The sequence below is a fragment of the Mucilaginibacter sp. genome (assembly GCF_041663085.1).
Lineage (GTDB): Bacteria > Bacteroidota > Bacteroidia > Sphingobacteriales > Sphingobacteriaceae > Mucilaginibacter.
This window is the reverse complement of record NZ_JBAZRC010000038.1, coordinates 25,318-31,650: the sequence shown is the minus strand read 5'-3', so window position 1 is coordinate 31,650 and position 6,333 is coordinate 25,318. Positions and strand designations below refer to the sequence as shown.

The following is a 6,333-nucleotide window of genomic DNA, read 5'->3' as shown; positions in this document are numbered from 1 at the left end:
AGTTTGCCTTTGGGTGCTGTTATCTAACTGTACAAGTACCTGGCCTTTGCTAACATGCTGGCCTGGTTTTACATAAATAGCAGTAATAGTACCCGGCGATTGCGGATAAGCGGTAACGTTATCCTGCGCATCAATTTTACCTTGTATTTGTACATAATTAGTAAATGCACCAGCCTTAACATCAACCACACCAACTTCAACGGCTTTTGTAGAATCGCCGCCAACTTCGCCCTGTAGTTTGGTGATCTTGGCATTTATTTCTGCCTGCTGCTTTTGCAGGTCGGCCAGTTCCGCTTTTTTATCTTTTGGTTTGTTTGAGCATGCTGCCAATAACAGTAATGCGGGTATGTATATTAATTTTTTCATTTTTCAGTGTTGATATATAGTGGTTTAGTTGATTTTATTGAATTCTTCCGTATGCTTTATCAAGGTCTACTTTACTTACAAGGGCATCATATAATCCTTGTATATATTTATTATCCGCATCTTCAAGAGCTGTTTGTGCCTGTGTTACTTCAATACTTGAACCTACGCCCTGCTGGTATTTTATTTTTGATACCCTAAGCACCTCTTCGGCAAGTGCCTGGCTTTGTTTCTGATTATTAAGCGATTTTATACCATTAATATACTTGATCCGTGCCTGGCTGGCTTGTAACCCCAGTCCATTTTTAAGATTATTTAAATCATTTATGGATTTTTGGACCGCAATTTCTGACTGTTTGACTTGGTTACGACGCTGAAAACCATTGAAAATTGGTACTGTTAAATTTAAACCTATATATGTAGATGGATAACTTGTGTTGAATAGCTGATTAAAATTATTACTTTGAAACATGGCTGATGTGTTTGCATTTGCCGATAATGTTGGCAAATACTGTGATTTTTTCCTTTTCAGATCAAGCTGATTAAGTTTTACAGCGGTTTCACCCAAGCTATACTCTATTCTGCGTTGATAGAAAGCAGTATCTAAGGCAACAGCGGCGGCATTATTTGCATCAAGCATTACATCTGTTAACTTATCTGTAAGCTTTACTTCCGTATCAATAGGCATCCCCATCTGAAACTTTAGTAATTGATAATTTAGCACCAGCAAACGCAAGGTATTTTCGCGTGTGGTAACCAAATTATTATACTGTACGGTTATTCGGTCAACATCTATCTTTTCAACAAAACCTTGCTTGTTTTGCGCGGTAGTTTGGTCAACCTGTTGCTTTAGCTGGTTAATATTGGCATCCAGCAATCTTACTTGTTCATTACTCACTAACACCTGATAGTAGGCTTTGGTAACGTTTACATTGGTTTCAATACGGGTACGCACTAAATTACGCTGAGATAGCTCTTTATAAGTTTTTGAAGCTTTTAAGCCAACTAGGTAAGAACCATCAAATAAGATTTGAGTTAAGGTTGCGCCAATATTGCTATTATACTTTTGATAAAAGCTGGTAGGTATATAACCCACCGTAGATGGTACTTGTATAACATTACCATTCTGATCTTTAACCCCTTCTTTATTTAAAACACCATATACAGCAGGTGTAATAAAATCAGGAAATAATTGAGTTGGCGACTTTAGATAATCTTGAAAATTAGCTGTTCCGTTAATTTGTGGCAAGCCTATACCTGTCGTTTCTTTTACTTTGTATTCGGCACTCTTAACATCCAATTGAGCATTTTTCACAGAGTCCTGATGCTCATAGGCATAATTAACAGCCTCCTGTACGCTAAAATTATAAGCTTGGGGTGGTGCAGACTGCGTTTGCGAAAACCCTTGCAAGGCTCCCGTTATGCAGGTTAGTAGGGTGAGGATTCGTTTCATTTGTGAGTAGTGATATATATATGGTAGATTATTGTTTGTTTCTTTTACAAAGTAACCGCAATGATTGACAGCAGTATGTCAGCAGTGCGAGTGTTTTTAGTTTAATTGTTCTATATGAACTTTTTTATACTCATCTAATAGTTTATGCCCTTTTATAGTACAAATGCCATAGTTAAAATGCTCAAGTAACTGGTACTGTACCCGCCATGTGCTAAACTGCGCTATCGGGAATATTGAGGCATTAAAGCCCATTTCTACCTGGTTAACACGCATTTTGGCCAGTATCTTAACGTCTATTTCCGGCCTGATGAACCCCTGCTTTATCCCTTTTATCAATAGCTCTTCCAATGTTTTTACAAGCACATTGGCTTTAAATTTCTGAAACTCGCTCCAGGCATCCGGGTGGTACTTTTGCATATCATGTATCACTATCGGGTTTATCCTGCTGAAGATATCTTCCGAACATTTCATCATATTGATCATCTCTTCCATTACATTGGCCGAGTTTTGTATGATATCGTTTATCTGGCATTCATCCTCTTCAAGCTTTTTCTTTACCAGCGCTATCACCAAATCATTTTTATCATTAAAAAAATGATAAATGGTTTTTTTCGACATACCCAGGTGTTTGGCTATATCGTCCATAGTTACGCTTTTGATACCTGCCTGTAAAAACAAGTCTTCGCCACCCTGAATTATTCGTTCTATTTGACCGTTTGACATTATGGGTCAAAACTAAGGAAACATTTTTAGATTTCAAAGTTTCCATTTCAAATTACTTTTTCCTGACAATCACCGTTTTTACACAATTGTTTATCTTTGCAAAAAAGAACGCAATGGATTTAACTTCCCTGTCCGCTATATCCCCTATCGACGGACGCTACCGTAATACAACATCAGCCCTGGCCGCTTATTTTTCAGAATACGCCCTTATCAAATACAGGGTATTCATAGAGATAGAATATTTTATAGCACTTTGTGAGCACCCGCTACCCCAGTTACGAAGTTTTGATAAAAATGCAACAGAAAAGTTACGTGATATTTACAAAAACTTTTCGGAGGCTGACGCCGCATCAATCAAAGACATCGAAAAAACAACCAACCATGATGTTAAAGCGGTTGAGTATTTCATCAAAAAAGAGTTTGATAAATTAGGCCTGGAAGAACATAAAGAGTTTATTCACTTTGGTTTAACATCCCAGGATATCAATAACACCGCTATCCCATACTCATTTAAATTGGCGCTTGAGGAAATTTACCTGCCGGAGATCACCAAACTGGTTGAGCAACTTAGCACCTTTGCACAGGAATGGGCTACCATACCTATGCTGGCACATACCCACGGACAGCCGGCATCGCCAACACGCCTGGGTAAAGAGATAAATGTATTTGTTGAACGCCTGCAAAACCAGCTTACTTTATTAAAAGCTGTACCGTATTCGGCTAAATTTGGTGGGGCAACAGGTAACTTTAATGCCCATCATGTAGCTTACCCGCAAATAGATTGGAAAGCCTTTGGCAACCATTTTATCAATGATATTTTAGGCCTGCACCGCTCACAGTTTACCACGCAGATAGAGCATTACGATAATTTTGCCGCGCAATGCGATGCTTTGAAGCGTATCAACAACATATTGATAGACCTTGACCGCGATATGTGGACCTACATCTCCATGAACTTTTTTAAGCAGAAGATAAAAGCCGGCGAGGTGGGTTCATCGGCTATGCCGCATAAAGTAAACCCGATAGACTTTGAAAATAGCGAAGGTAACCTGGGCATCGCGAACGCACTGTTTGAACACCTGGCCGCTAAACTGCCTATCTCCCGCTTACAACGCGATTTAACCGATTCTACCGTGTTACGTAACATAGGTGTGCCGATAGCACATACGCTTATCGCTATTAAATCAACCGTGAAAGGTTTAAACAAGCTATTGCTAAATGAGGCAGCCATTAACGCCAGCCTGGAAGCTAACTGGGCGGTTGTTGCAGAGGCAATACAAACCATCTTGCGCCGCGAAGGTTATCCAAACCCGTATGAGGCTTTAAAAGAGCTTACCCGTACCAATACGCAGGTTAATGCGAAAACTATAGCGGAATTTGTGGATGGATTGCAGATCAGTGACAGCGTAAAAAATGAGATAAAGGCGATTACGCCACAGAATTACACAGGGATATAAGTTTCACGCAAAGGCGCAGAGACGCAATTAAAGCGTCAATGAATAGCGTCTTAGCGTCTTTGCGTAAGAAAACCCATCTGTCAGTTGGGCGTAAAACTAAAGATAACACACCTAAACAACCAAAAACCTGATTACATTTGTTAACTATAAAATTTTGACACACATGAATATCAGCGTATATACCGAAGCCACCCCTAACCCGGCAACAATGAAGTTTATTGTAAACAAGTTGCTTATAAACGGAAGCGTGGACTATGCCACAAGGGAAAGTGCCGAAAATTCACCTTTTGCCAAAGAACTTTACAAATTCAGTTTTGTTAATGGTGTGTTTTTTGCAAGTAACTTTGTAACGGTTACCAAAACCGAAGGCAGCGACTGGGATGATGTCCAGCCGATATTGAAAGAGTTTGTTAAAGGTGCGGTTGAATCTGAACTGAAGGTACAAACAGTTGAACAGGCTGTTGATGTTGACTTTGAAGGCACCGAAACCGAGATAAAGATCCAGCAGATATTAAACGACTACGTACGCCCGGCTGTTGAGCAGGATGGTGGTGCTATCACCTACCGATCGTTTGATGCAGGTGTGGTTACTGTTGAGCTTCGCGGTTCATGCAGTGGTTGCCCATCATCAACAGTAACCCTAAAATCAGGTATCGAGAACCTGTTGAAACGTATGGTTCCTGAAGTTACCGAGGTAGTTTCTGAAGCTTTGTAATTGAGCTGAATACTTACAATATTTAAAAAGCCGGTTGGGATCTCCAACCGGCTTTTTTGTTTATAACTGTCCTTCTGTTCCATTTTTGAAACGGAACAAACGGGACAAGTGGAACATATTGAAAATCAACTCATTAAAATATTCAATTCACTACACTATTTAAAGTTTTACTTTGTATTTTTAATATAAGTTACTGGTATACATTACATTATAGCATTTTACATTAGTTGCGTTTTTAAAAAAAATGGGGCAAAAAAGATCTAGGATGAGTACAGATCTTTTAACCTTTTTTCGGCCTTAGTTCGCCCTCAGTCGCCCTTTTTAGGCTTTATCTGGTTAATTTTTGGCGAGAAAAGACAGTAAACATCAAACAATAAACGCCTCATTTGCAACACTTTGAAATTTTAGGCATGTTCCATTTTTTGCGAAATGGAACATAAATGGAACAGGGTAAGATGAGCATAAATCGAGCGTTAAGGCATCGCAGGGTCCACTATGTGAGATCCTACGGCGACAGAAATTTTTGCCATTGTTGGTGTTGTCACCAACAACCTTTAGGCAGGTAACAGGCAGGCATGGCGGCTTGTGGATGACAACACCAACAAGGGCTGAACACCCACGAAAAATGTAACAGCCCTCCCGCGGCGATTGAGCGGGTGGATGATTATAGTGGCTTACTTAGCATGAGATTTACTTACTGCTCGCAGAAGATTTCTCCTCGCTACGCTCGTTCGAAATGACAGGGTGGTGAAAATATCTTAAAGAGATTGCTTCGTACCTCGCAATGAGGCGTGGAGGGGATATATGCTACCCTATTCCTTAATATTCGCTGTAAAGTACTTTTCAATATACTCCAGCATCTCCCCTGTTATTCGGCCGTTGGTGGCCAGCAACTCGCGGGATTTTAGCACTTCGGGGCCGCCTTTAAAGTTCACTACCTCACCACCGGCTTGCTGTACGATAACGATACCCGCAGCAATATCCCATGGGTTAAGGTTATACTCATAAAAAGCTTCGAAGCGCCCGGCGGCAGTGTACGCCAGGTCGACAGCGGCCGAGCCAATGCGGCGCAGGCCGTGGCAGTTGCGCATCAGTTCGGTAAACAGTTTAATGTAGGCTTCCTGGTAGCTAAAATCGTAATAAGGGAAACCTGTAGCGATCAGGCTATCGGCAATGGTGGGTTTATTGCTTACCTTTATTTCGGCGCCATTCAGGCAGGCAGGCGCATCTTTATGGGCATAAAAGCATTCGTCCTGGTTTACTTCGTAAACAACACCTAAAACAAGCTCTTCCCTATCCTGCAGGGCAATACTTACCGAATAGGCAGGCAAGCCGTGTATAAAGTTGGTGGTACCATCCAACGGATCTATTATCCAGTTATAGCGCTCGCCTGTTTTGGTACTTGTTTTTTCTTCGGTAATAAAACCGGCTTCGGGTAGTATCAGTTCCAGCCCAGCTACTATCTTTTGCTCGGCCGTTTTATCCACGTACGATACCAGGTCATTCAACCCTTTGTACTCTATCTTATCCGCATCAAAAGTTTTACGCTCCTGCCTGATGAATTGACCGGCTTCTTTTGAAACATCAATAACCCTGTCAATAATTTGATTGTAGTTCATCGC

General features: G+C 40.8%; 6 protein-coding genes. 2 read left to right on the top strand and 4 right to left on the bottom strand.

Translation table 11 applies throughout. The annotated features are described in order from the left end of the window. The 3 genes from WC615_RS09710 to WC615_RS09700 all read right to left on the bottom strand — a co-directional run. Window positions 1-366, bottom strand: a 366-nt coding sequence (locus tag WC615_RS09710) for a biotin/lipoyl-binding protein (RefSeq protein ID WP_372977906.1), incomplete at its 3' end; no start/stop codon positions are given. Between the two features lie 34 nt (window positions 367-400). Next, entirely contained in the window at window positions 401-1,816 is a 1,416-nt protein-coding gene (locus tag WC615_RS09705; RefSeq protein ID WP_372977905.1) for a TolC family protein, read from the bottom strand. 96 nt (window positions 1,817-1,912) lie between these two features. After that, complete coding sequence (locus tag WC615_RS09700) at window positions 1,913-2,539, bottom strand: TetR/AcrR family transcriptional regulator (RefSeq protein ID WP_372977904.1); 627 nt, start codon at window positions 2,537-2,539, stop codon at window positions 1,913-1,915. Between the two features lie 113 nt (window positions 2,540-2,652). Here WC615_RS09700 and purB point away from each other — a divergent pair, with 113 nt between their 5' ends. Beyond that, on the top strand, window positions 2,653-3,996 hold the full coding sequence (gene purB / locus WC615_RS09695; protein WP_372977903.1) for an adenylosuccinate lyase: 1,344 nt from the start codon (window positions 2,653-2,655) through the stop codon (window positions 3,994-3,996). 163 nt (window positions 3,997-4,159) lie between these two features. Next, window positions 4,160-4,711, top strand: coding sequence for a NifU family protein (locus WC615_RS09690; RefSeq protein WP_067060717.1), 552 nt, complete (start codon window positions 4,160-4,162; stop codon window positions 4,709-4,711). Between the two features lie 812 nt (window positions 4,712-5,523). Here WC615_RS09690 and WC615_RS09685 read toward each other — a convergent pair. Beyond that, window positions 5,524-6,330 (bottom strand): inositol monophosphatase, encoded by an 807-nt coding sequence (locus tag WC615_RS09685; protein WP_372977902.1) that lies wholly within the window; start codon window positions 6,328-6,330, stop codon window positions 5,524-5,526. Between the last annotated feature and the right edge of the window lie 3 nt (window positions 6,331-6,333).

Excerpts from the sequence above, each read along its gene's own strand:
- WC615_RS09700 (WP_372977904.1), bottom strand. The coding sequence starts at position 2,539 with ATGTCAAACGGTCAAATAGAACGAATAATTCAGGGTGGCGAAGACTTG.
- WC615_RS09690 (WP_067060717.1), top strand. The coding sequence starts at position 4,160 with ATGAATATCAGCGTATATACCGAAGCCACCCCTAACCCGGCAACAATG.
- WC615_RS09685 (WP_372977902.1), bottom strand. The coding sequence starts at position 6,330 with ATGAACTACAATCAAATTATTGACAGGGTTATTGATGTTTCAAAAGAA.
- WC615_RS09705 (WP_372977905.1), bottom strand. The coding sequence starts at position 1,816 with ATGAAACGAATCCTCACCCTACTAACCTGCATAACGGGAGCCTTGCAA.
- purB (WP_372977903.1), top strand. The coding sequence starts at position 2,653 with ATGGATTTAACTTCCCTGTCCGCTATATCCCCTATCGACGGACGCTAC.